The following is a 24,865-nucleotide window of genomic DNA, read 5'->3' as shown; positions in this document are numbered from 1 at the left end:
CCGTCACGTGGCGTCGTCACCTCCGGTCGCGCGAAGTCACCTGTCCGGGTGAGCGCGTGGAAACGTCAGTAGGCGAACGCCCTGGCGGTGTTGGCCGCGACGGCCGTCGCGAGGGTGTCCTCGTCGATGCCGCGGGCCGCGGCCATCGCACGCAGCGTGACCGGAATGAGGTATGGCGCGTTCGGCCGTCCGCGGTAGGGCACCGGGGTGAGGAAAGGCGCGTCGGTCTCCACCAGGAGGCGGTCGAGCGGGGCGACGGCCACCGCGTCGCGCAGATTCTGCGCCGACTTGTAGCTGACGGTGCCGGCGAAGGAGAGGTAGAACCCCTGCGCCGCGCAGACTTCGGCCATCTCGGCGTCGCCGGAGTAGCAGTGGAAGACGACGGTGTCCGGGGCGCCCTCCTCGTCGAGGATGCGCAGCACGTCGGCGTGCGCCTCGCGGTCGTGGATGACCAGCGCCTTGCCGTGCCGCTTGGCGATGTCGATATGGCGACGGAACGAGTGCTGTTGGGCGGCGACACCGTCGGGCCCGGTGCGGAAGTAGTCCAGGCCGGTCTCGCCGACGCCGCGCACCTGGGGAAGGGCGGCGAGCGCGTCGATCTCGTCGATCTCCCGGTCGAGCCCCTCGATGCCGCGCGGCGCCTGCGCGCCCCCGTAGGAGCCCTCGGGCGCTCCGTGGACGATGCGGGGCGCCTCGTTCGGGTGCAGGGCCACGGTGGCCCAGATCGCGTCGTGGGCGGCGGCCGTCTTCGCCGCCCAGCGGGAACCCGCGAGATCGCACCCCACCTGGATGAGGGTGTCGACGCCGACCGCGGCGGCCTGGGCAAGGGCCTGGGGAACCGTGCCCGGCTGCATGTCGAGGTGGGTGTGGGAATCGGCGACCGCGACCCGCAGCGGCTCGGGCGCCGGCGGGGCGGACTTCTTGTCGTCGGCCTTGGCGTTCTTGTCGGGCATGGCCCCGATCCTAAGGACGCGGGGCCGTCGTCCTGTCAGGCGGTGTCGGCTCCCCCGGACTGCTCATCGCGCTGGAGGCCGGGCTGCGCTCCGGGCTGGGTGTCGGGCCGCCCGCCGTGCTTGCCGTGCTGCTTGGCGTGCTTGCCGCGCTCCCCGTGTTTGCCGCGCTCCCCGTGCGGCTTGCGGTGCAGGAAGTGCAGGACCGACCAGTGGTGCTCGCGGCGCACACCGCGGTCGCCCCGCGGGTGGGCCCATACGGAGGCGACGCCGGAGACCTGCCCCGAGCGCATGATGCGTACGTGCGTACCGCCGCAGTTCAGGCACGCCGGGCGGGTGAGCGGTGACGGCACCCTCGCGCCGTCCGCGAGGTAGACGACGAAGGCGTGGCCGGACGCGTCCACATGGTGCTCGATCTCGTACGCCTGCTCCCAGCCGTGGCCGCAGTTCAGGCAGGCGAAGGCGTACGCCTCCGCCGCGTTCCGGCCCGACTCCTCGCGCGCGGCGGCCGCGCGGTCGGGTGCGGGAGCCGGGCCGTCGGGTGCGGGGGCGGTGACGGTCACCGTGACGGGTACGGCGGGCGCACCCGGTGCGGCGGCGACGGGACGGGGATCGCTTCCGATGGTCTCGCTCATGGCAGCTCCTGCGTGCCCTCCGGACACGGTGTCCGGAGCGGGACTTTGCACCTACCAGCGAACGCCCGATTTGCCCGCTCCGCAGGAGATGCGCCCGACTCTTGAGCCAGATTTGGGCCCGTATGTGGCAGATGGCGGATATTGCTTTGCCATGCATACGGTTTAGGTTCTTACGGCGTCAAAAGGGCGGCCCGTCGGGATTGTGCGCCCGGGAATCAGGGCATCAGGCGACGGATTCCGCGAACGGCGGTCGCCGGGCCGTCAGAAAACGGTCCTCGGACCGCAGGCCGCCGCGCCGTCAGAAAACGGTCCTCGGGCCGCACGCCGCCGGGCCGTGCGGAGTCCCGGTCCTCAGGCGCCCGGGGGCAGTTCGCCGGTCCGCTTGGCGGCGACGACGGCGTCGAAGACCTCCCGCTTGGGCAGGCCCGCCTCGTCGGCGACCGCCGCGATGGCCTCCTTGCGCCGCTCGCCCGCCTCTTCCCTGGCTGCCACCCGGCGGACGAGTTCGGCCGGGTCGAGGTCGGCGGGGCCGGGTTCCGGCGCGCCTTCCACCACGATGGTGATCTCGCCGCGCACCCCCTGCGCCGCCCACAGCGCGAGCGCCTTCAGCGGCCCGCGCTTGACCTCCTCGTACGTCTTGGTCAGCTCCCGGCAGACCGCGGCCCTGCGCTCCTCGCCGAACGCCTCCGCCATCGCCGCCAAGGTGTCGTCGATCCGGTGCGGCGCCTCGAAATACACCAGGGTGCGGCGATCGGCGGCGACCTCGCGCAGCCGCGACAGCCGTTCGCCCGCCTTGCGCGGCAGGAAGCCCTCGAAACAGAAACGGTCCACCGGCAGCCCGGAGACCGCCAGCGCGGTCAGTACGGCCGACGGGCCCGGCACCGCGGTCACCTTGATGTCGCGCTCGACGGCCGCCGCCACCAGCCGGTAGCCGGGGTCGGACACCGACGGCATCCCCGCGTCCGTCACCAGCACGACCCGCGCGCCGCCCTCCAGCGCCTCGACCAGCTCCGGTGTGCGCCCGCTCTCGTTGCCCTCGAAGTACGAGACGACCCTGGCCGTCGGGTGCACGTCCAGCGCGTGCGTGAGACGGCGGAAGCGGCGGGTGTCCTCCGCGGCGATCACATCGGCGGCGAGCAGTTCCGCGCTGAGGCGGGGCGGGGCGTCGGCGGGGTCGCCGATGGGGGTTCCGGCCAGAACGAGGACGCCGACGGCTGAGGTGGTCACGCCCCCAGCCTCCCACCTGCCCGCCGTATCCCCTCAATCGCGCCCAGCGCCCACCGCCCAACGCCCCGCGCCCCCCGCCCCGCTCCTCGGAGCCGGCCGCACGGCGCGTGACCAGGATCACGCCGGGGCCCTCGCCCACCCCCGCGGCCCCGGACGAACGGCATCGGCCCCGATCCCGGCCGCCCCACCGCCCGGAAACCGCCCGGACACGGCCCGCGCACCCCTGATTACCGGCCGGGATTGCGGACAAACCCGGGCGGTGAGCCCGGACCTCATCGCTTTCTCAGGGGGTTTCCCTACGATGGGCCGGTGACAAGTGAGACCGCGACGCAGGACCGGGCCGACGAGGGCTTTCGGGTGGAGGCGGAGTCGAGCGCGTGGGCGCGACGACTGCGCCGGTTCGGCTATGCGGAACGGACTCGGATCGACACCCGCGACCGCCTCGTACCGCCGTTCCCCGAGCCGGGCACCCGGATGTGGGAGGCGCTCGGCCTCGGCCCCGTCGCGGCCCACCGGGTGGCGAAGTGGAGCGGCTGGCTCGGCCCGCTGCTGGTCGCCGTCTTCGCCGGGGCGATCCGCTTCTGGCACCTGGGCAACCCGCGTGACGTCGTCTTCGACGAGACGTACTACGCCAAGGACGCCTGGTCGCTGCTGAAGCTCGGCTACGAGGGCACCTGGCCCGACGGCAAGGTCTCCAACCCGCAGATCCTGGCCCACCCCCAGGTGATCCCGCTCTCGGACGCGCCCGGCTATGTCGTGCACCCGCCGATGGGCAAGTGGGTGATCGCGGTCGGCGAGTGGATGTTCGGGCTCAACCCCTTCGGCTGGCGCTTCATGATGGCGCTGATCGGCACGCTGTCCGTGCTGATGCTGTGCCGGATAGGGCGACGGCTGTTCCGCTCCACGACGCTCGGCTGCGTGGCGGGCACCCTGCTCGCCGTCGACGGACTGCACTTCGTGATGAGCCGGATCGCGCTGCTCGACCTCGTCATCTCCTTCTTCGCGCTCGCCGCGTTCGGCTGCCTGCTGATCGACCGCGACTGGTCGCGGGCCCGCCTCGCGCGCGCCCTGCCCGTCGACGAGAGCGGTTACGCGGGACCCGACCGGCAGGTCGGCGACCGGACGGGCATGGGCTGGCGGCCCTGGCGGATCGCCGCCGCCGTCTGCCTCGGCCTGGCCTGCGCCAGCAAGTGGAACGGCCTGTACTTCCTGGCGGTCTTCGGCATCATGACCGTCGTCTGGGACATCGGCTCACGCCGCCTGGCCGGCGCCCGCCGCCCGTACCTCGCCGTCCTGCGCAAGGACCTGGGCTGGGCCGCGCTGACGATCCTGCCGGTCGCCCTGGTGACGTATCTGCTCTCCTGGTCCGGCTGGTTCCTGTCCGACAACGCCTACGGACGGCACTGGGCGGACGCCCGCGGCGGCACCTGGTCGTGGATCCCGGCCCCGATCCGCAGCCTGTGGCACTACGAGGTGCAGGTCTACGACTTCAACGTCAATCTCCAGACCCCGCACCCCTACCAGTCCAACCCCTGGAGCTGGCTCGTACTCGGCCGCCCGGTCTCGTACTTCTTCCAGTCCCCCAAGAACGGCGAGGACGGCTGCCACGCGGCGGCCGGCTGCTCCCGCGAGATCATCGCGCTGGGCACGCCCCTGCTGTGGTGGTCCGCCTGCTTCGCCCTCATCTACCTCGTCTACCGCTGGGCGATGCGCCGCGACTGGCGCGCGGGCGCCATCCTGTGCGCGGCGGGCGCCGGTTACCTCCCCTGGTTCCTCTACCAGGACCGTACGATTTTCTTCTTCTACGCCGTCGCCTTCGTCCCCTACCTCTGCCTCGCGGTCGCCATGATGATCGGCGCCTTCCTCGGCCCACCGAGCGCGAGTGAGGGCAGACGTATGTGGGGCGCGGTCGGCGCGGGCACGCTTGTCCTATTGATCATCTGGAATTTCATCTACTTCTTCCCGATCTATACCGGTATGACGATTCCGTACAGCAGTTGGCAGGCCAGGATGTGGTTCGACTCCTGGGTCTGACCGGGGTCCGGGGGGCCGGGGTCCGGGGGGCCGGGTCCGAGCGCGGGGTCCGAGCGCCGGGGGCCGGGGGGCCGGACAGCGCTACGGGGCCGGGCTGAGTTTTCCTGGGGCGGGTGAGGGTCCCGGGAGGGCTGTTTCCGTACGAACCCGTGCCCGGACTGAGACCTTCCTCCGCACAGGGGTCCCGTAGGGTGCTACAGCGCGCGTTCCTTGAACGCGTTCAAAGGGGAGGGGGAGGTCTCGTGCCCATGTCACGGGGTGTCAAGTCGGGGATCATCGGCACGGTGTTCGTCGGAATGCTCGTGGTCGCCGGGTACGGCGCCTACAACGTCTACGACTCGCTGGAGGGCGGCGGCGGGGGCGGCGGCAAGTCCGCGCGGCCCAAGCCGACGCCGGTCAACACCGCGCCGCCGAGCGCCGCCGAAGTCACCGACGTCGGGGACGACTTCCTGACCGCGTGGTCGTCGGGCGACATCACGCGGGCGGCGGCCCTGACCGACTCGGTGCGGACGACGACGGCCGCGCTCACCGCGTACAAGACGCAGGCCCATGTGACGTCCGTGCAGCTCACCCCCGGCACACCGGCGGCGACAACCACCACGACCATGCCGTTCACGGTGACCGCGCAGGTCACGTACGACGGCGTCACCACCCCCTGGAGCTACCGCTCGTCGCTGACCGTCGTACGCGGCGCGAGCGGGAAGCCGGTCGTGCGGTGGAAGCCGTCCGTGATCAGCCCGGAGCTGGGCGACGGCGACCAGCTCGTCACCGGTCAGGCCAAGGTGCCCGAGGTGGATGTCGTGGACCGCAAGGGGCGGGTGATGGACCCGGCCGACTATCCGTCGCTGAGCCGCATCATCCCCGACCTGCGCACGCGGTACGCGGACAAGCTGGGCGACGGCACCCCCGGCATCGAGACGTACGTCCAGAAGGCGGACGACTCGGCCGGCAAGACGCTGAACGTGCTCAAGAAGGGCAAGCCCGTACGGCTGGACACCACGCTCGACGCCACGATCCAGAAGGCGGCCGAGAAGGCGGTGGCGGGCAAGGACAAGTCCGGGGTGACCGCCGTCGACACCACGAACGGCGCCATCCTGGCGGTCGCCTACGGCCCGGCGTCCGGCACCGACTACGCGTTGCAGGACAAGGCCGCGCCCGGCTCGACGTTCAAGATCGTCACGGCGGCGGCACTGCTCCAGCGCGGTCTTACACCGTCCTCGCCCGCGAAGTGCATCAATGGTGCGAACTACGGTTACGGCAAGGCGTACAAGAACGACGGCGGCATGAACAACCCCGGCGCCTCGCTGCAATGGGACTTCATGAAGTCCTGCAACACCGGCTTCATCCTCCAGGCGAAGACGCTCGGCGCGACCGGACTCGTGGACACGGCCGAGCAGTTCGGCCTGACGCAGGGGTGGAACATCGGCACCGTGTCCCAGGACCCGGTGGTGCCGGGCGGCACGGGGGACGAGCTGACGTCGGAGATGATCGGACAGGGCACTCTTCAGATGAGCCCGCTCATCATGGCGTCCGTCGCCGCGACCGCCAGCACCGGTGACTTCCACCAGCCGCGGATCGTCGCCAAGAGCCTCATCGAGGGCCCCATCGCCACCGCCTCCGGCATCCCGTCGAAGACGACGCAGTATCTGCGGCAGATGATGCGCGCGACCATCACCAGCGGCACGGCCAGCGGTGTGATGAGCGGATTCGGCCCCAACTCCGGTGCCAAGACCGGCTCCGCCGAGACCGACACCTCCGCGGAGGCCAACGGCTGGTTCACCGCGTACGCGGGCCATGTCGCCGCCGCCGCCGTCGTCCACAGCGGCGGTCACGGCAACCAGTCCGCCGGCCCCATCGTGGCGGCCGTGCTGCGCGCCTCCTGACCCGCCGATGCGTCCGTCGCACCGCCCCAGCCGTCTGAGCGGTCCGCGCCGTACGAGCAGCCCCGGCCGTTCGAGCCGCGGATGACGCCGCTGGTCGTCGCCGTCGTCCTCACCGCCGCGATCACGCACGCCGCGTGGAACGCCATCGCGCACGGCATCAAGGACCAGGTCCTCGCCTTCACCCTCGTGGGTGGCGGCGGGGCCCTGTGCGCCCTGGCCCTGCTGCCCTTCGCGGCGGTGCCGCACGCGGGCGCGTGGCCGTATCTGATCGCGTCGGTGGTCATCCACCTCGCCTACCAGTACCTGTTGATGCGGTCCTTCCAGCTCGGCGAGTTCGGGCAGGTCTATCCGATAGCCCGTGGTATCGCGCCGCTCGCCGTCACCGTGCTGGCGGCCGTCTTCGTCGCCGAACGGCCGGGGCCCTGGCAGACCGCGGGCGTCATCACCTCCTGCGCCGGACTCGGCGGCGTCGCCCTGTGGGGCCTGCGCGGCAAGCGCCCCAACTGGCCCGCGCTGACGGCAGCCGCCGGTACGGGACTGACCATCGCCGGGTACACGGTCGTGGACGGCGTCGGCGTGCGCGCCTCCGGCAGCTCGCTCGGCTACATCGCCTGGCTGCTGCTGTTCCAGGGCCTGGTGATCCCGGCCGTGGCATTCTCTGCGCGCCGCAGAGAATTGGCCGCGCAGCTGAGACCCGTCGCCCTGCGGGGCCTCCTCGGCGGCGCCCTGTCCCTCACCGCCTACGGCCTCGTCCTGTGGGCCCAGACCCGCGCGCCGCTGGCCCCGGTCGCCGCCCTGCGCGAGTCCTCGATCATCGCGGGCGCCGCCATAGGCGCGCTGTTCTTCAAGGAGCAGTTCGGCCGTCCCCGTATGGTCGCCGCCGTGGTGGTCGTGACCGGCATAGGTCTGATGCTGCACGCGAGTTGACGCTCACCCGGACAGGCCGCGCAGCTTGTCGGGGTTGACCTGGAAGCGCAGTTCGTGGATGCGGCCGCCGGCGGCGAGTTCGAAGGTGAGGGCGCCGGCGGGCGCGCCCTGCAGGGTGAAAAGCACACCCGGCCGGCCGTTGACGGCGGCCGGTGCGGCGGTGATCGCGGCCAGTTCGGGCTTGCCCAGGACGCCGAGGACCCACCGGGCCACGTGGTCGGCGCCGCGCAGCGGGCGGGTGGCGGCCGTCACCTTGCCGCCGCCGTCGGACCATGCGGTGACGCCCGGGGCGAGCAGCGCCAGCACCGCGTTGAGGTCGCCGCCCGCGCAGGCCGCGAGGAACTTCTCGGTCACCGCCGCGCGGGTGGCGTCGTCGGCGTCGTAACGGGAGCGGCGCGCCTGGATGTGCGCGCGGGCGCGGTGCGCGGTCTGCCGTACGGTCGGCTCCGCGCGCTCCACGGCCGCGGCGATCTCCGCGTACTCATAGCCGAAGACCTCGCGCAGCACGAACACCGCGCGCTCCAGCGGGCTGAGCGTCTCCAGGACGACGAGCATGGCCATGGACACCGAGTGCGCCGTGTCGGTGCGGTCGGCGGCGTCGGGCCCGGTCAGCAGCGGTTCCGGCAGCCACGGGCCGATGTACGTCTCGCGGGTGGCGCGCGCCGAGGTGAGCCGGTTCAGGCAGAGCCGCGAGACCGTACGCACCAGGTAGGCGGTGGGGTGGCGGACGTCGGCGCGGTCGACGCGCGCCCACCGCAGCCAGGTGTCCTGGAGTACGTCCTCGGCGTCGGCGACGCTGCCCAGGAGGTGGTAGGCGGTGGAGAACAGCAGCCGCCGGTCGCGCAGGAAGGCGTCGTCCTCGCGCGCGCCGCCGAGGTCGCCCTGTGGGCGCTCGTACGTGCCGCCCGTGCGCCGTTCCCCCGTGTCGTCCGTCATCCGCTCAGGCTGGCAGCAGCGGCCCGGCCCCGGCAACCGGCCCGGCGGCGATCGCCCGCACGCCCTGCGCGCTGTCGCGGTACGACGGCCGCCAGCCCAGTTCTGCCGCCGCCTTCGCGCTGTCCAGTTTCAGCCGGGTCCCCATGATCGCGCGCATCAGCGGGGTGGCGCGCAGCACCCAGGCCGGTACGGTCAGCGGGCGCGCCACGCCGTACGCGTCCGCGACCGCGCGGATGTGGGTGGCGAAGCCGAGCGCCCGGTCGTCGCCGATGTTGTACGCCTGCCCCGGCCGCCCCGAGGTGACGGCGAGCGCGACCGCGCGGGCGGCGTCGCCAACCTCCACCCACGACACCTGGCGGTGGGTGTCGTCGACGACCGGCATGGTGCGCTTGCGGAGCAGTGGCAGCATCAGGGTGTCGGTGACGCCGGCGCCGTAGAAGAGGCCGAAGCGCAGGGCGACGCCCTCGACGCCGTCCGCGCCCAGGACCAGCTCCTCGTTGACGCGCATGGCGGCGACGTGCCGCTCCAGGTGCTTGTCGTCGCTGTGCGGCCCGAAGGGTGTGCCCGCCTCGGTGACCGGACCCTCACCGTGGTCGCCGTACCCGTAGCCGAACATCATCGACTCCGTGACGCAGCGCCACGCGCCGGTCGTGCGGGCCGCCTCCAAGAGGTGCCGGGTTCCGGCCGTACGCAGCGTATTGGTGCCGTCCATGTCCCGGTGCCTGGTCATGGACTTGCCGGACAGCGCGGTCGCCGCGTGCACGACGACGTCGAAGCGGAGCCCGTCGACCGCGCGCAGCAGCGCGTCACGGTCGAGGAGGTCGGCGCGGATGTCGTGGGACGCGCCCCTGCCGAGCTGTACCACCTGGTGCCCGGCGGCTGTCAACTCCTTCGCGGCGGAACGTCCCAGGACGCCGCTGCCGCCCGCCAGCAGAATCCGCAGGCCCCCGCCGCCCGTGCGCCGGTCGCTTCCCGTGTCCTTCGCAGCGTCCATGCCGTCCGTCCCTCGTCCCGTGCCGGGGCCGGACACACAAGCCGGCCGCCTCGTCGATGCCCATAGGACAAACGGCCCGGCGCCTGCGTGACAGAAGCGGAGGTGACCTGCGTCACTCTTTCCCGGCAGCGCCGACGGCGGCTCCCGCCGCGGCTCCTACGGCGCCTCGTCGTCGGCGGTCCCGGCCGACAGCGCGTGGGTGAACCCCGGATTCGCGGAGAGGATGCCGCCTTCGACCGGCAGCGTGACACCGGTGATCCAGGACGCGTCGGCGGAGGCCAGGAAGGTGACGGCGGCGGCGATGTCGGCGGGTTCGCCGACGCGGCCGAGCGGGTACAGCCCCGCGGCGGTCTCCAGCATGGACTCGCGGCCCGCCCACGCGGGCGTGCGGATGGTGCCGGGCGCGACGAGGTTGACGCGGACGCCGCTGGCCGCCGCGTGCACGGCGAGCGTGCGGGTCAGCGAGATCAGTCCCGCCTTGGCCGCACTGTAGGAGTGGTTGCCGAAGTACGACATGCCGTTGACCGAGCCGATGTTGACGATCGCGCCGCGCCCGCCGGTCGCGGCGGCCAGGTGCGGCAGCGCGGCGCGGGAACAGCGCATGGCGCCGGTCAGGGTGACGTCGAGGTCGCGCAGCCAGTTCTCGTCCGGCTCCTCGGTGAAGTCCTCGGAGTGATCGCTGCACGAATAGGCGTTGTTGACGAGGACGTCGAGGCCGCCGAAGGCCGCCACCGCGTGCGCGACCGCCGCGTCCACGGCCGTACGGTCGGCGACGTCGCACCCGACCGCCTCCGCCCGTCCGCCGTCCTCGCGGATCGAGGCGGCGGTGCGTTCGGCCGCTTCACCGTTGAGGTCCGCGAGGAGTACGGCGGCGCCTTCCGCGGCGAATCTGCGGGCCGTCGCCTCGCCGATGCCCCGCGCGCCGCCGGTCACCATGACGGTGTAGGTCGCGAATCGTTGCCCTGAATACGCCGCCGCAGCTGTCCCGTTACGCACCATCGGGTCAGCGTAGGCACTCCCGTACCGCCCTGACCAGGGCTTGGGCACGGGGATCCGCGGTGACGTTCTTCTGCATGCCGTTGGTGACGTAGCCGAAGCCGATTCCGCTCGCGGGGTCCGCGAAACCGAGGCAGCCGCCGCGGCCGGGATGCCCGAAGGAGCCGGGCGCCAGCAGCGGGGACGCCGGGCCGTGCAGCATGTATCCCAGGCCGAATCGAGTGTTGACGATCAATACTCGATCCGGCCCCTCGGACTCCACGGTCCGGGCGGCGGTGAGCGTGGCGGGCACGAACAGCCGCGGCCCGTCGGTCAGTTCCCCGATCAGGGCCGCGTAAAAGCGGGCCAGCGAGCGCGCGTCGGTGATGCCGTTGGCGGCGGGCAGCTCACCCGCGCGATAGGCGGGGTCGTTCTCGTCGGGCCGCGGTGAGATCGCCCCGAAGGCGCGCATGGTCAGCGACTCGGGGTCGGCGTACGCGTCCTGCACGGACCGCTTGGGCCGGGCCCGCAGCGCGCCGGAGACGGCCGGTTCCGGCGTGACGGTCTCGGCGGTCCCGCCCACCCGGTGCGCCTGCCCCGGCGGCAACCCCACCCACAGGTCGAGGCCGAGCGGCCGGGCGATCTCCTCCGCGACGAAGCGGCCGACCGTCCGCCCCGACGGGCGCAGCACCAGCTCCGCGACCAACCAGCCGTAGGTGTGCGCGTGGTACCCGTGCGCCGCGCCCGGCGGGAACTGCGGCTTCTGCGCGGCCACCGCGCGCGGCCCCGTCGTGCCGTCGAGCGCCTGCTCCGGCGTCAACGGCGTGTCCAGCGCGGGCACTCCTGCCCGGTGCGCCAGCACGTCCCTGACGGTCACCCGCTCCTTGCCGTGCGCCTTGAACTCCGACCAGTACGCGCCCACCGGCGCGTCCAGATCCAACTGGCCGCGCTGGTGGAGCAGCAGCAGACAGGCCGCGGCCACGCCCTTGGTGGCCGACCGGACGATCTGCACGGTGTCCTCGGCCCACGGCTTCCCCGAGGGCTTCCCGGCCGCCGCGGCACCGCCCCACAGGTCGACCACCTTGCGGCCGTGCCTATAGAGCGCGAAAGCGGCGCCGACATCCCCCCGGCGGGTGAAATTCTGGGCGAAAGCGGTACGTACCGGCTCCCAGCCGTCCTCCGCCGTGCCGTGGACGTCCGTGAACGCGTCCATGAATGCCGCCTCCGCCTGCCGCTCCGCCGGTCCACCCGCTGCACCGAACTCTGCGGCACCCATGGTGCACGACGAAGATGCGCGTTCTGTAAACAGGCGGTGGGACGGGCCGTATACGCGGTCGAGCGCGGGCGGCGGCGGGGCGGCACCCGTTCCCCGCGGCAGGAGCCGGAAAACCACCCGGGCCCGCGGCGGGCCCGCGACCCCGGCCGGAGAGTGTCCGGCCGGAGCGCGGGACCCGTCACGGGCCCGGTGGGGAGTCCGCTACGGGAGCGGCGGGTACGCGTTCTGCACGAGCTGGTGGAACTGCGCCGAGAACCAGGCACCCGCGAGCGGGGCGTTGGCCAGGGCACCGGTCGGGTTGTTGCCGTTGCGGGCGTTACCGGTGTAGGTCGGGTCGCACATCCGGTCGAAGCCCTTGCCCTGGTCGTTCGGGATCTGGGTGCTCGAACCGTCGGACTCACCCGGAGGCTTCACCCACACGTAGGCGTCGATACCGGCGGCGGGCGCCGCGGTCGGGCGCTCACCGATGCCGGCCCCGGACTGGTTGCACCAGTTGCCGGCGTGGATGCGGCGGTCGATACGGCCACCGTCGACGTAGGTGTCAACGGTCGTGGTCGCCCCGGGACCGGCGGGACGCGAGGCGCCGCCCCAGCCGTTGCGGGAGGTGTCGATCAGCATGCCGATGTTGGAGTTGAAGCCGTCCGACACCAGGAGGTTGCGCAGGGCCTGCGCGTAGCTCTGCTCATCGACGTATTGATTCCAGTCAACCCACTTGGACTGGCGAATGGTGGTGCCGTTCACGCTGTCCGTGACCTTGAAGTTCGGCTCCACGGTGGCGCTGTAGTTGGCCGTGTTGACGATGAAGCCCTGGACGTCGTTGACGGTGGCGCCACCGGTCTTCGCGGCCTTCAGGAACTCCTGCGCGGCGGGCGCCAGGTTGGTGTCCCAGCCGAGCCAGGCGTGGTGTCCGGCGTCGATGTAGTTGTACGTGTTGCCGATCGCGCCGAGCTTGGCGAGCGCGTAACCGACGCCGTTCTCGTAGTTGCCGTTGGCCTTCATCGTGGCGCAGGCGTCCGTCGAACCGGCGGTGCCGCCCGCGTTGGTGACCAGGTTGGGCAGCGAGTCGGGCTCGATGATGTTGACGATCCGCAGGCCCGCGTACTTCGGGTCCGACATGATCGCGGCGATCGGGTCGATGTACTCGGTCTTGTAGCGGCCGATCTCCGTCGCGCCCAGTTCGCCGTTGGAGGCGAGCGCGGCGCAGTCACGGCCGGGCAGGTCGTAGATGACCAGTTCGATGGTGAGCGGCTGGCCTGCGGCCTGCTGCACCGCCGCGTCCAGGTGGGCCTTGAGCCCCATGGCACCGTTGGTGCCCGCGATCGCCGCGATCCGGTCCAGCCACACCGCGGTGGACTGGTTGGCGATCTTCGATCCCCCGTCGGCCGCGGCCTTCGCGGACCAGTCCGGGTTCACGTAGCCCTTGGCGCCCGCGTACGGGTTGTCGACCCTGGTGCCGGGCGGCGGCGAGGTGGGCGGGGTGGTCGGCGGCGTCGTGGGGGGCGTCGTCGGCGGAGTGGTGGGGGGTGTGGTCGGGGGCGTCGTGGGGGGCGTCGTCGGCGGGGTCGTACCGGTGCCGCCGCCGCACACGACGCCGTTCAGGGTGAACGACGACGGCTTGGTGTTGGTGCCGCTGTACGAGCCGTTGAAGCCGAAGGTCGCCGTACCGCCGGTCGCCACCGCGCCGTTGTACGACAGGCTCGCCGCGGTCACGGCCGCGCCCGTCTGGCTCACGGTGGCGTTCCAGCCCTGGGTGACCTTCTGATTGCCGGGGAAGTTCCAGCCGAGTTGCCAACTCGTGATGGCCGGGCCGGTGTTGGTGATCGTCACCTGCGCGGTGAAGCCGGAATCCCACTGGCTCACGTCGTAGGCGACCGAGCAACCGGCGGTGGCCGCCGAGGCGGATGTCGTACTCATCGCGGCGACCACGCCGCCTGAGGCGACGACCATCAGGCCGGCCGCGAGCGCGGCGGTTCTGCGTCGGACTGTCGGGACTGCCATGTGCGAACAACCTCCATAGGGGGGATGGACCCCTCGAAACGACTTCGCGGGGTCATGGGAGGTGGTGCGGTGAAGCATGGTTCGGTTACACGCTCTTAACGTGGGAGCGCTCCCATAGTGGGCAGGCGGTCCGCTCCTGTCAATGCTTGGCGCTACGTCCATGGAGTTGGTCCCGGACGGGGGCCGGGCGCCAACACCTCTGAAACGCATGACGGTTGGCGGACCCGCCCGGACGGGCGGCCGGGCACCGGGGCACGGAGGGAGCGCCGGGGGCGGAACCCCCGGCGCCCGCTCGCGCGTTATGCCGTCGCGGCCGCGGCGGCCCGCCCCGCCGCGCGCCCGGAGAAGATGCAGCCGCCGAGGAACGTCCCCTCCAGCGACCGGTATCCGTGCATCCCGCCGCCGCCGAATCCCGCGGCCTCGCCCGCCGCGTAGAGCCCGCTGAGCACCTCGCCGCGACCGGCCGCGCCGCCGTCCTCCGCGCCTTCCGACCCGCCGCGCAGGACGCGCCCTTCGAGGTCGGTCTCCAGGCCGCCGAGCGACTTCCGGGTCAGGATGTTGAGCCGCACGGCGATCAGCGGCCCCGCCTTCGGGTCGAGCAGCCGGTGCGGCGACGCGGTGCGAATGAGCTTGTCGCCGAGGTAGTTGCGGGCCCCGCGAATGGCCGTGACCTGCAAGTCCTTGGTGTACGTGTTCGCGATCTCGCGGTCGCGCGCCTCGACTTCGCGCCGTACGACCGCCTCGTCGACCAGCCCCTCGCCCGTCACGGCGTTCATCCCCCGCACCAGGGCGCCGAGGTCCTTCTCCACCACGAAGTCGACGCCGTGCTGCTTGAACGCCTCGACCGGCCCCGGCGCCCCCGGCAGCGCGCGCTTGAGCACGTCGCGCACGCTCTTCCCGGTCAGGTCCGGATTCTGCTCGGAGCCCGACAGCGCGAATTCCTTCTCGATGATCTTCTGGGTGAGGACGAACCAGGTGTACTCGTGGCCCGTCCCCATGATGTGCTCCAGGGTGCCGAGCGTGTCGAAACCGGGGAAGTACGGGACCGGCAGCCGCTTGCCGGTGGCGTCCAGCCACAGCGACGAAGGGCCGGGCAGGATGCGGATGCCGTGGCGGGCCCAGATCGGGTTCCAGTTCTCGATGCCCTCGGTGTAGTGCCACATCCGGTCACCATTGATCAACCTTCCGCCCGCCGCCTCTGTGATGCCGAGCATCAGGCCGTCCACGTGCGCGGGAACGCCGGAGAGCAGTTTGCCGGGCGGGGTGCCGAGCCGCTTGGGCCAGGCGGCCCGTACGAGATCGTGGTTGCCGCCGATGCCTCCGCTTGTGACGACCACGGCCTGCGCGCGCAGTTCGAACGCGCCCGCCGTCTCCCGCGAACTGGCCTCGCCGCGCGCCACGTCGCTGGCCACCAGGACCTCGCCGGTCACACCGTCCACGGCGTCGCCGGTACGGGTCAGGCCGGTCACCCGGTGCCGGAAGCGCAGTTCGACCCGCCCGCGCGCGACCTCGTCGCGCACCCGCTGCGCGAAGGGCGCGACGACGCCGGGCCCGGTGCCCCAGGTGATGTGGAAGCGCGGCACGGAGTTGCCGGGGCCGGTGGCCAGGAAGCCGCCGCGCTCGGCCCAGCCGACCACCGGGAAGAAGCGCATGCCGCGCTGGTGCAGCCAGGCCCGCTTCTCACCCGCGGCGAAGTGCACGTACGCCTCGGCCCAGCGGCGCGGCCAGTAGTCCTCGGGCCGGTCGAAGCCGGCCGTGCCGAGCCAGTCCTGGAGCGCGAGGTCGGGCGTGTCCTTGATCCGCATCCGGCGCTGTTCGGGCGAGTCGACGAAGAAGAGCCCGCCGAAGGACCAGAACGCCTGGCCCCCGAGGGACGCCTCGGGCTCCTGGTCGACCAGGATCACCTTCCGTCCGGCCTCCGCCAGCTCGACCGTGGCCACCAGACCGGCCAGCCCCGCGCCCACCACCACGACATCCGCGTCCAGCGCCATCCGACCGCTCCTTACTCGCCAGTAGTCAACGTAGTGACGAGCACGTTACGCGAGCGGCGCGCGCGGGTCAGCGGCATCGGGACCCCGCATAATCCGAGGCGCGGGGCGCCGACCCGGCTCGGTAGGATTCACGCCATGTCTGATGCCCCGCTCCGCGTCCGTTTCGCCCCCTCCCCGACCGGTATGTTCCACGTCGGCGGCGCCCGTTCCGCCCTCTACAACTGGGCGGTCGCCCGACAGTCGGGCGGCACCTTCGTCCTGCGCATCGAGGACACCGACGCGGCGCGCAACAAGCCCGAATGGATCGACGGCATCATCAGCGCGCTCGCCGCCATCGGCATCAGCGGCGCCGACCCCGCCTTCGAGGGCCCGTACTTCCAGTCGCACAACGCCGACCGGCACCGCGAGGCCGCCTCCCGGCTCCAGATCGAGGGGCGCGCGTACTACTGCGACTGCACGCGCGACATGCTCAAGGAGCGCACCGGCTCCGAACACCTCGGCTACGACGGCTTCTGCCGCGAGCGCGGGCTGGCGTACGAGCCGGGGCGGGCGATGCGCTTCCGCACGCCGGACGAGGGCGAGACGGTCGTGGTCGACCTGATCCGCGGCGAACCGGCCTTCCCCAACAGCTCCATCGAGGACTTCGTCATCGCCCGCGGCGACGGCTCCCCGGTCTTCCTGCTCGCCAACGTCGTGGACGACCTCGACGAGCGCGTCACGCAGGTCATCCGCGGCGAGGAGCACCTGTCCAACACGCCCAAGCAGCAGCTCCTCTGGGAGGCGCTGGGCGCTACCCCGCCCACCTGGGCGCACCTGCCGGTGATCGTCAACGAGAAGCGGCAGAAGCTCTCCAAGCGCCGCGACAAGGTCGCCCTCGAGGACTACCTCGCCGAGGGCTACCTGCCCGAGGCCATGGTCAACTACCTGATGCTGCTGGGCTGGGGCCCCGGCGACGACCGCGAGATCCTGCCCTACGAGGAGCTGGAGCAGCTCTTCCGCATCGAGGACGTCATCGGCTCCTCGGCCTTCTTCGACGTCAAGAAGCTCACCGCCTTCAACGGCGAGTACATCCGCGCCCTGTCCCCCGCCGCCTTCGTCAGCGCCTGCGCGCCGTGGCTGACCGCCCCGCACGCCACCTGGGACCCGCTGTCGTACGACGAGGCCGTCTTCGAGACCGTCGCGCCGCTCGCCCAGACCCGGATCGCCCTGCTGTCCGAGATCACGTCGTACGTCGACTTCCTCTTCCTCGACGAGCCGGTGCGCGACGACGCGTCGTGGTCCAAGGCGATGAAGGCGGGCGCGGCGGATCTTCTGCGCGACGCAGCCAATGAACTGGGCGCGCTTCCCGACTGGTCGGCCGAGCCCCTGAAGGCGGCCCTGGAGTCCATCGCCGCCGCCCACGGCCTCAAGCTCGGCAAGGCCCAGGCGCCCATCCGCGTCGCCGTCATGGGCCGCACCGTCGGGCTGCCGCTCTTCGAGTCGCTCGAAGCCCTCGGCCGCGAGCGCGCGCTGGCCCGCCTGGAGGCCGCCCGCGCCCGGCTGGAGTCGGAGACGCCCGCCGAGTCGTAAGACCCGCCACCCTGGCGCGGCGGGTCTTACACCGCCGCGCCGGACCCGGCATCGGGACCGGCCGCCGGACGGCGTACGGTCGCCGCCGTGACCGTTTACGACACCGCCCGGCGGCTCCCCGCCATCCCCGTGCTCCGTGACCACTGCCGCGCGCTGGCCATGCTGGAGGCGATACTCAGCCCGTCGTGGGAGAGCCGCTTCTACTCCTTCGACGCGCACTGGTCGGACGTCGAGGAGATGGCCTCCATGAGCAACGGCTCGGGCGACGAATACTCCATCGTCTTCTCCCCCCTCGGTGCCTACGTCCGCGGCTTCGCCCACGAGTCCCGGATGAGCCCCTACGTCGAGGACGGGCCGTGGCCCGGTGTCCTCGACGACGTCCCCGCCGTCTTCCGCCCCTGCGTCGAGGAGCCCGCCTTCAGCGACGAGGACGGCATGCCCGTCGTCACCGCCTGCCTCTGGCGGCAGGCCGCCGACACCGCGTGGCGGACCGGCGGCGCCATCGAGTTCCCCGACGCGCCCGACGGCGACCCCGACGGCGCCGGACTCCTCTTCCCGCTGCTCACCGACCGCGACGCCGACGCCTACCGCGCCTTCGCCGAGGACTACTACGAGGTCCCGGTCGCCCCCGCTCCCGTCCACCACGTCCTCGCCCTGCGCCCGCTGACCGCCGAGGTCGTCACCACGCTCAACCCCGACCTCACGCTCCCCGAACTGGCCGACGACATCGCGGCCATCGGCTACCCGCGGCCGTAGCCGTAGCCGTAGCCGTAGCCCCACCACCTGACCACGTACGGCCGTCCGCGCCGCTCTCCGGGGCGGCGTGGGCCAGGCCCGCGCGGTAGGCGATGGCGACGAGCTGCGCCCGGCCTCGACCGGGTCTTCCCGCACCACCCACCCCTGGCCCCCCGCATTACCCCTGGCCGCCCGCGGGCCCGGAAGCCACCTCCTTGAACCGCGCCCACACCACCTTCCCGAACGGCTCCCGCCCCTCGACCCCCCACCCGTCCGCGACCGCCGCGACGATCAACAGCCCCCGCCCCCGTACATCCGCCGCGCCGGGCTCGCACACCCGCGGCCTCCGCTCCCCCTCCTCGTCACGACTGTCATGCACCTCCAGCCGTACGCACCCGTCCTCCACCACCACCCGCACCAAAAACCCGTGCCCCCGCCGCGTCCCGTGCGCCAACGCGTTCGACGCCAACTCCGATACGCACAACCGCACGTCGTCAACGACAGGCGACAACCCCCATGCCCTCAGAGCCCCTGCGGCGAATTCGCGCGCCAGCCCGACCGATTCACGTTTCGCGTCGAAGAACTTCTGTGCTGACTCGGCCATGGCAGACCTCACGGTTCAGGTGGTGACGGGAAGTGCGGTCGACGCGTGGACCGGGAGGCCGCGCCGTATCTGATCCTGGGCGGGCCGCGATCTCCGCGAAATGTCTTCCTGTTGCACTTCCGTCGTACTTCCGTCCCCCTGTACACCTGCGCCGTGCTTCCATGGCGGGAAGAAGGGAGTGACGTGTGGCGACGGTGCACCACTGGACCGGGCTTGAGGCCCGAGCCCTGCGTAGCGCTTTACGGTTGAGCGTCCGCGCTTTCGCCGAACATCTGGGCGTCGGAATTCGCACGGTCTCCAAGTGGGAGAAGCTGCTCACCGAGACGGAACCTCGCCCCGACACCCAGGCCATTCTCGACACCGCCCTTGCCCGCGCGAGCGCCGACACCCATGCGCGCTTCGCGAGGAATCTCTCGGAAGCCGTGACGACACGTTCACAACGGCACACACCGCCCACCGTGCCGCAAGCGTGGGAGTACGAGTCGTGGGCCGATGATCTCGACCGGGTCATCATCGCGTTGTCGCATCAGGATTTCGCCGTCGCCGGGAATCTGCTCCATCGCCGGCTGGACCACTTCGTGGAAGGTGAGGCGAACGACCGAGGGCTGTATCTGTTTGCCCGGTCCACCGCCCTGCTCGGCGACCTGCGACGCGACCGGGGAGTTCTGTGGGGACCGCTGTCGGCCCGTCACGCGTACAGCATCGCGAACGGTCTGTTCTCCGGGCTCGATATCCCACGACGTCTCGCACAGACCGAGTTGTCGCTCGCGCTCGTGGACGAGATGTCGGGGAAGGTCGAGCAGGCCAGCCGGACGTACGAGCGGCTGACGTGCGACGGGCGCCTCAGCGGACGCGACCGGTCCCGGTCCCGGCTGTGGCTGGGCAGGTCGGCCAGCAAACTCGGTGACAACGACCGCGCCGTGAAGGTCATGACGGAGGCCGCCCGTGAATTCGAGGACCTCGCTGAACCCGGCGACTGGTCGGTGGCCCACCAGAAGATCGCACTCGCCCACCGCGCGAAGGGCGGTCTCACGAAGGCGCTGCGGCACATCGACATCGCGCGATCCGGCGGAAGCGGTGACTCCCCCTTGCAGCGCGTGCGGTTGAGCACCGCGCACGGGCACGTCCTCATGTCCGACCCGAACACCCGCGACAGCGGTCTGGCCATACTCAACGAGGCGGCGGAGGTGGCCGGCCGTTACGGCTTGGGACACCAACTACGTAGCATCGAGGGAATCCGGCGGTCGGAGGACGTCGTGCCGAACGTTGTGCCGCCACGGTCCCCGTGGCAATGAAACCGGGAGTACGTGTGCCGGAGCGCGAGCCGCGCGCCATCACCGATGGGCAGTGGAGCGACGCCAAGCTGATGTGGGACTTCCATCTGCTGAGGCACGAACCCCGTCCGTGCGACGCGGCGATCGGTCTCGGCAGTCATGACCTCGGGGTGGCGACACGCGCGGCCGAGCTCTACGGGGAAGGGCTGTTTCCCGTCGTCGTATTCAGCGGCGGGAACAGCCCCACGACAGTCGCACGTTTCCCGCGCGGGGAGGCCGTCCACTACCGGGAGCACGCCGTCGGCCTCGGTGTACCGGACGACGCGATCCTCGTGGAGCCCAGGGCCGGGAACACCGGCCAGAACATCACCTTTTCGCGTGAGGTACTGGCAGCCGCCGGATTCAGCCCAAAGACGGTTCTGCTGATCTGCAAGCCGTACGCGGAACGCCGCTCGTATGCCACGACCAGGAAACTCTGGCCCGAGGTGGACGTGCTGTGCGCCTCGGAACGTCTGGAATTCGACGACTATCTGAAGAGCATCGGCGACGACAAACTCGTCGTCGACATGATCGTCGGAGACCTGCAGCGGGTGATCGAATACCCGAAGCTCGGATTCGCTGTCGCCCAGCACGTCCCGCGGAACGTACGCACCGCATACGAACGACTGATCGCCGCCGGATTCGTCAGCCGCCTGGCGCGCGTCTGAGCGGACGGAGAGGACGCACGGCGACCGGACCGCACGTGGGGTCCGGGATCCTGGATGTCCACGGCGCGGTATTCGACGAGTCGACGCCGGAGCTGCTGTCCGCCGCATCGCACCTGCTGGCGGTGGGGACCGCCTGACGCCGCCGTCTGGCCAAGGTCTGTGGGACGGGGTCCCCCGGGGCTCCCGGGGCGGGGCGCATGGGCGGCGGACGGGGGCGAGGCGGGGGCGCAAGGTGGCGAAAAGTTGCCGGGGGTTTCCGGGGGCCGAACCATGGGAGGGGTGAGCGACGGCGCGTACCTCCGATTCCCGCATCTCCACGGCGACCTGCTCAGCTTCGCCGCCGAGGACGACATCTGGGTGGCCCCGCTGGGGGCGGCCGGGGGGTCGCCAGGGCGGGCGTGGCGGGTGACGGCGGACCGGACGCGGGTGGGGCCGCCGCGGCTGTCGCCCGACGGTTCGACCATCGCGTTCACGACCTGGCGGAGCCTGGACCCCGAGGTGTATCTGGTCCCGACGGACGGCGGGGAGTCGCGGCGGCTGACGTATTGGGGCAGCTCCGACACCCGGGTGTGCTCGTGGACGCCGGACGGCCAGGTGCTGGCGGTGTCGTCGCACGGGCAGCCGTTCGCGTACCACACGTGGGCGCACAGCGTGCCGGTGGACGGCGGGCCCGGCGGCCCGCTGCCGTGGGGGCCGGTGTCGGACATCGCGGTGTGCGACGAGAACGGGGAGCCGGGTGAGCGCCGCACCCTGCTGTTGACGGGGACGCCGCCGCACGAGCCGCACGCGTGGAAGCGGTACCGCGGCGGCGCGACGGGGCGGCTGTGGCTGCACGGCGAGCGGCTGGTTCCGGACATCGACGGTCACCTGGCGTCGCCGATGTTCGTGTCGGGCCGGATCGCCTTCCTCTCCGACCACGAGGGCATCGGCAATCTGTACTCGTGCCACCCGGACGGTACGGATCTGCGGCGGCACACCGACCACGCCGAGTTCTACGCCCGCAGCGCCGCCACCGACGGCCGGCGGGTGGTGTACCAGTGCGCGGGCGAGCTGTGGCTGGTGGAGGACCTGGCGGCGCCCGACGCCCGGCCGCGCCGCCTGGACATCCGGCTGGGCGGTGCGAGGAGCGGGCAGCGCCCGTACCAGGTGCCCGCGGCCTCGAATCTGGACAGCCTGGCCATGGACGGTACGGGCCGGGCCAGCGCCGTCTGCGTACGCGGCAGCCTCTACTGGCTCACGCACCGCGACGGCCCGGCCCGGACGATCGCCGACGAGCCCGGCGCGCGGGTCCGGCTGCCGGAGATGCTCGGCGACACCGGGCTGGTCGCCTTCGTCACGGACGCGGAGGGCGAGGACGGGATCGAGCTGGCGCACCTGCCGGGGCGGGCGTCGCGGACGGCGATCCGCGGCGGCGCGCGGGATTCCGCGGCGGCGGACGCGAAGGCGCAGGTGACGGAGGCGGAGGACGTCACCGAGGTGACGGAGGAGCTGACCGATGTGGTGCCGGTCGCGGGTGGCGACAAGGCGGACGGCGGGGCAGGCGGCGGGGCGGGCGGTGGCGGCACAGCAGGCGGAGGCAAGGCCGGTGGCGGGGTGGGCGGCGGGAGCAAGGCCGGTGGCGGCAAGGGCGACGCGGACGTCAGCCGTTCGAGCACGGTCTACACGGACCCCGCGGCCGGCCGCGGCAAGGGCGAAGGCCCCACCCGTACCCTCGGCTCGGACGGCCAATCGCCCGACACCGATGTGTACACGGACGACGACGTCACCGGCGGCGGCCACGAGCCGGACCGCCCCACCCGCCTCGCCGTCGGCAAGCTCGGCCGCGTCCTGGAGCTGGTCTCCTCCCCCGACGGCGGCACGCTGGCCGTCGCCACGAACGACGGCCGCCTGCTGCTGGTGACGACCGGCGAGGCGGAGGACGACTCGGACGGTGACGAGGGCGATGACCCGTACGGCCTAGGGGACGACGTACGGGCCGACGTACGCGGCGTGCGCGAGATGGGCGAGATGGGCGACGCGGGCGACGAGCCCGGCGGCGCGGGTGACGGCACGCGAAACGGCGTACGCCGCGTACCGCTGGACGATCACACAACCGACGGCCGCACCATGGCGGGCGCTGTCGACGAGCTGATCCGTTCCACCAACGGCCCCGTCCGCGACCTGGCCTTCTCCCCCGACTCGGCGTGGCTGACCTGGTCGCACCCCGGTATCGGCCGCAGTCTGCGCTCGGTGAAGATCGCCCGCTTGTCGGACCAGTCGATCATCGACGTCACCAACGGCCGCTTCGAGGACGAGCAGCCCGTCTTCACCCGCGACGGCCGCTACCTCGCGTTCCTGTCGTGGCGCGGCTTCGACCCGGTGTACGACGTTCATACCGGCGACCTGTCGTTCCCGCTCGGCTGCCGCCCGTATCTGGTGCCGCTGAACTCGGCGACGCCGTCACCCTTCGCGCTGCCGGTCGACGGCCGTCCCATCGGCGGCGGTCTCGACCCGGGCGAGAGCGGCGGCGGCGACGGCCCGGTGGTCGTCGAGGTGGAGGGCCTGGCGAACCGGGTGACGCCTTTCCCCGTCCCCGCGTCGAAGTACTCGGCGCTGGAGCCCGTGCACAACGGCCTGGTCTGGCTGCGCTGGCCGATCTCCGGCGCGCTCGGCGAGACCTTCGCCAACCCCACCGACCCCTCCGCCCGCCCGACGCTGGAGTACTACAACCTGACCAAGTCCAAGCGGACCGAGCTGGTCCACCACATGGACTGGTACGCGGTCAGCGGCGACGGCCAGCGCCTGGCGGTCTTCGACGAGGGCGAGTTGGCCGTCCTGCCCGCCACCGAACGCGGCGACGACGACTCGACGGTCTATGTCGACATGCGCCGCATCCTGCACGAGGTGGACCCGACGGCCGAGTGGCGGCAGTCGTACGCGGAGGCCGGGCGGCTGATCCGCGACTACTTCTGGGCGCCCGACATGTGCGGCGTCGACTGGCCCGCGATCCTCGACCAGTACCGCCCGCTGGTCGAACGCGTCGCCACGCCCGACGAGTTCGCCGACCTGCTGCGCGAAGTCCTCGGCGAACTGGGCACGTCGCACGCGTACGTCGCCCCCGCCCGCCGCAACGAGGGCCCGCCGCACTACCAGCGCCCCATCGGCCTGCTCGGCGCCGACTTCCAGCACGGCAAGGACGGTACGTGGTCGGTCGTACGGATCCTGCCGGGCGAGTCGTCGGACTCCAAGGCCCGTTCGCCGCTGGCCGGTACGGGCATCCGCGAGGGCGCGGTGCTCACCCACATCGACGGGCGGCCGGTCGACCCGGACGCGGGACCGTATCCGCTGCTGGCGGGCGCGGGCGGCACCACCGTCGAGCTGACCTTCGTCGGACCGGGCCGCCGCGGCGCGCCCCGCCGCGTCGCCGTCGTCCCGCTGATCGACGAACGCCCGCTGCGCTACCAGCACTGGGTGGCCAAACGCCGTTCGGTCGTACGGCAGTTGAGCGGCGGCCGGTGCGGTTATCTGCACATCCCCGACATGGGCGGCTCCGGCTGGGCGCAGTTCAACCGCGACCTGCGGATGGAAGTCGCCTACGACGCCCTGCTCGTGGACGTCCGCGGCAACGCGGGCGGTCACATCAGCGAACTGGTCATCGAGAAGCTGACCCGCACCATCCTCGGCTGGGACCTCACCCGCAACGCGCAGCCGGTCTCCTACACCGGCAACGCCCCGCGCGGCCCGGTCGTCGCCATCGCCGACGAAGCGACGTCGTCCGACGGCGACATGATCACCGCCGCCTTCAAACTCCTCGGCATAGGGCCGGTCGTCGGCTCCCGCACCTGGGGCGGCGTCGTCGGCATGACCGGCCGCCACCGCCTCGGCGACGGCACCGTCATCACCGTCCCCATGAACGCCGCCTGGTTCGACGCGTACGGCTGGTCCGTCGAGAACCACGGCGTCGACCCCGACATCGACGCCCTCCGCACCCCGCTGGACTGGGCCGAGGGCCGCCACGGCCAGATGGACGTCGCGGTCCGCACCGCCCTCGCCCTCCTGGCCGAACACCCCGCCGCCACCCCGCCCGACCTCACCACCCGCCCCAACCGCCAGCGCCCCCCACTCCCCCCGCGCTGAACACACCGCGAAACGGGCGCGGCGGACAGAAACG

Annotated in this window: 18 protein-coding genes; 8 read left to right on the top strand and 10 right to left on the bottom strand. The window is 72.0% G+C overall.

Annotated elements, in window-relative coordinates:
* Positions 1 to 65: 65 nt before the first annotated feature.
* From ACIQCJ_RS05495 to rsmI, 3 genes are all read right to left on the bottom strand, one after another.
* Complete coding sequence (locus ACIQCJ_RS05495; protein ID WP_355337957.1) at positions 66 to 953, bottom strand: TatD family hydrolase; 888 nt, start codon at positions 951 to 953, stop codon at positions 66 to 68.
* A 35-nt stretch (positions 954 to 988) separates the two neighbouring features.
* Entirely contained in the window at positions 989 to 1,585 is a 597-nt protein-coding gene (locus ACIQCJ_RS05490) for a hypothetical protein (protein WP_402710767.1), read from the bottom strand.
* 351 nt (positions 1,586 to 1,936) lie between these two features.
* Positions 1,937 to 2,812, bottom strand: a complete 876-nt coding sequence (rsmI, locus tag ACIQCJ_RS05485) for a 16S rRNA (cytidine(1402)-2'-O)-methyltransferase (RefSeq protein ID WP_402710765.1) — start codon at positions 2,810 to 2,812, stop codon at positions 1,937 to 1,939.
* 309 nt (positions 2,813 to 3,121) lie between these two features.
* Here rsmI and ACIQCJ_RS05480 point away from each other — a divergent pair, with 309 nt between their 5' ends.
* The 3 genes from ACIQCJ_RS05480 to ACIQCJ_RS05470 all read left to right on the top strand — a co-directional run bounded on the left by ACIQCJ_RS05480 (position 3,122) and on the right by ACIQCJ_RS05470 (position 7,656).
* Positions 3,122 to 4,846, top strand: a complete 1,725-nt coding sequence (locus ACIQCJ_RS05480; RefSeq protein ID WP_402710764.1) for a dolichyl-phosphate-mannose--protein mannosyltransferase — start codon at positions 3,122 to 3,124, stop codon at positions 4,844 to 4,846.
* A 248-nt stretch (positions 4,847 to 5,094) separates the two neighbouring features.
* Positions 5,095 to 6,729 (top strand): penicillin-binding transpeptidase domain-containing protein, encoded by a 1,635-nt coding sequence (locus ACIQCJ_RS05475; RefSeq protein ID WP_355337948.1) that lies wholly within the window; start codon positions 5,095 to 5,097, stop codon positions 6,727 to 6,729.
* A gap of 81 nt (positions 6,730 to 6,810) precedes the next feature.
* Positions 6,811 to 7,656, top strand: coding sequence for an EamA family transporter (locus ACIQCJ_RS05470; protein ID WP_402710763.1), 846 nt, complete (start codon positions 6,811 to 6,813; stop codon positions 7,654 to 7,656).
* 3 nt (positions 7,657 to 7,659) lie between these two features.
* On the opposite strand, the gene ACIQCJ_RS05465 is transcribed toward ACIQCJ_RS05470, so the two are convergent.
* The 6 genes from ACIQCJ_RS05465 to ACIQCJ_RS05440 form a co-directional block, all read right to left on the bottom strand.
* Positions 7,660 to 8,592 carry an RNA polymerase sigma-70 factor gene (locus ACIQCJ_RS05465; RefSeq protein WP_402710762.1) on the bottom strand — a complete coding sequence of 311 codons (933 nt, stop codon included), beginning with the start codon at positions 8,590 to 8,592 and terminating at the stop codon, positions 7,660 to 7,662.
* A gap of 4 nt (positions 8,593 to 8,596) precedes the next feature.
* A complete protein-coding gene (locus ACIQCJ_RS05460) occupies positions 8,597 to 9,586 on the bottom strand; it encodes an NAD-dependent epimerase/dehydratase family protein (RefSeq protein ID WP_402710761.1) in 990 nt (329 codons plus the stop codon).
* 156 nt (positions 9,587 to 9,742) lie between these two features.
* Positions 9,743 to 10,585 carry an SDR family NAD(P)-dependent oxidoreductase gene (locus ACIQCJ_RS05455; RefSeq protein WP_401310364.1) on the bottom strand — a complete coding sequence of 281 codons (843 nt, stop codon included), beginning with the start codon at positions 10,583 to 10,585 and terminating at the stop codon, positions 9,743 to 9,745.
* Between the two features lie 4 nt (positions 10,586 to 10,589).
* Entirely contained in the window at positions 10,590 to 11,774 is a 1,185-nt protein-coding gene (locus ACIQCJ_RS05450; RefSeq protein WP_402710760.1) for a serine hydrolase domain-containing protein, read from the bottom strand.
* Positions 11,775 to 12,038: 264 nt separating this feature from the next.
* Positions 12,039 to 13,835 (bottom strand): glycoside hydrolase family 6 protein, encoded by a 1,797-nt coding sequence (locus ACIQCJ_RS05445; RefSeq protein WP_355337930.1) that lies wholly within the window; start codon positions 13,833 to 13,835, stop codon positions 12,039 to 12,041.
* 299 nt (positions 13,836 to 14,134) lie between these two features.
* A complete protein-coding gene (locus ACIQCJ_RS05440) occupies positions 14,135 to 15,826 on the bottom strand; it encodes an FAD-binding dehydrogenase (RefSeq protein ID WP_391162333.1) in 1,692 nt (563 codons plus the stop codon).
* A gap of 183 nt (positions 15,827 to 16,009) precedes the next feature.
* Here ACIQCJ_RS05440 and gltX point away from each other — a divergent pair, with 183 nt between their 5' ends.
* Together gltX and ACIQCJ_RS05430 are read left to right on the top strand one after the other, a co-directional pair.
* Positions 16,010 to 17,395 (top strand): glutamate--tRNA ligase, encoded by a 1,386-nt coding sequence (gene gltX / locus ACIQCJ_RS05435; protein WP_402710865.1) that lies wholly within the window; start codon positions 16,010 to 16,012, stop codon positions 17,393 to 17,395.
* A gap of 87 nt (positions 17,396 to 17,482) precedes the next feature.
* Positions 17,483 to 18,151 (top strand): hypothetical protein, encoded by a 669-nt coding sequence (locus tag ACIQCJ_RS05430; protein WP_355337924.1) that lies wholly within the window; start codon positions 17,483 to 17,485, stop codon positions 18,149 to 18,151.
* A 157-nt stretch (positions 18,152 to 18,308) separates the two neighbouring features.
* Here ACIQCJ_RS05430 and ACIQCJ_RS05425 read toward each other — a convergent pair whose 3' ends face one another.
* On the bottom strand, positions 18,309 to 18,734 hold the full coding sequence (locus ACIQCJ_RS05425; RefSeq protein WP_402710759.1) for an ATP-binding protein: 426 nt from the start codon (positions 18,732 to 18,734) through the stop codon (positions 18,309 to 18,311).
* Positions 18,735 to 18,919: 185 nt separating this feature from the next.
* Here ACIQCJ_RS05425 and ACIQCJ_RS05420 point away from each other — a divergent pair, with 185 nt between their 5' ends.
* From ACIQCJ_RS05420 to ACIQCJ_RS05410, 3 genes are all read left to right on the top strand, one after another.
* On the top strand, positions 18,920 to 20,029 hold the full coding sequence (locus ACIQCJ_RS05420; protein ID WP_402710758.1) for a helix-turn-helix domain-containing protein: 1,110 nt from the start codon (positions 18,920 to 18,922) through the stop codon (positions 20,027 to 20,029).
* Positions 20,026 to 20,715, top strand: coding sequence for a YdcF family protein (locus ACIQCJ_RS05415; protein ID WP_402710864.1), 690 nt, complete (start codon positions 20,026 to 20,028; stop codon positions 20,713 to 20,715). Before ACIQCJ_RS05420 ends, ACIQCJ_RS05415 begins: the two co-directional genes overlap by 4 nt.
* A gap of 270 nt (positions 20,716 to 20,985) precedes the next feature.
* Positions 20,986 to 24,831, top strand: coding sequence for a S41 family peptidase (locus tag ACIQCJ_RS05410; protein ID WP_402710757.1), 3,846 nt, complete (start codon positions 20,986 to 20,988; stop codon positions 24,829 to 24,831).
* Positions 24,832 to 24,865: the final 34 nt, after the last annotated feature.

Origin of the sequence: Streptomyces sp. NPDC093221 (assembly GCF_044753885.1) — a bacterium.
Classification (GTDB): Bacteria; Actinomycetota; Actinomycetes; order Streptomycetales; family Streptomycetaceae; genus Actinacidiphila.
Note: the sequence above shows the minus strand (reverse complement) of the source record. Positions and strands in the feature narration are given on the sequence as shown.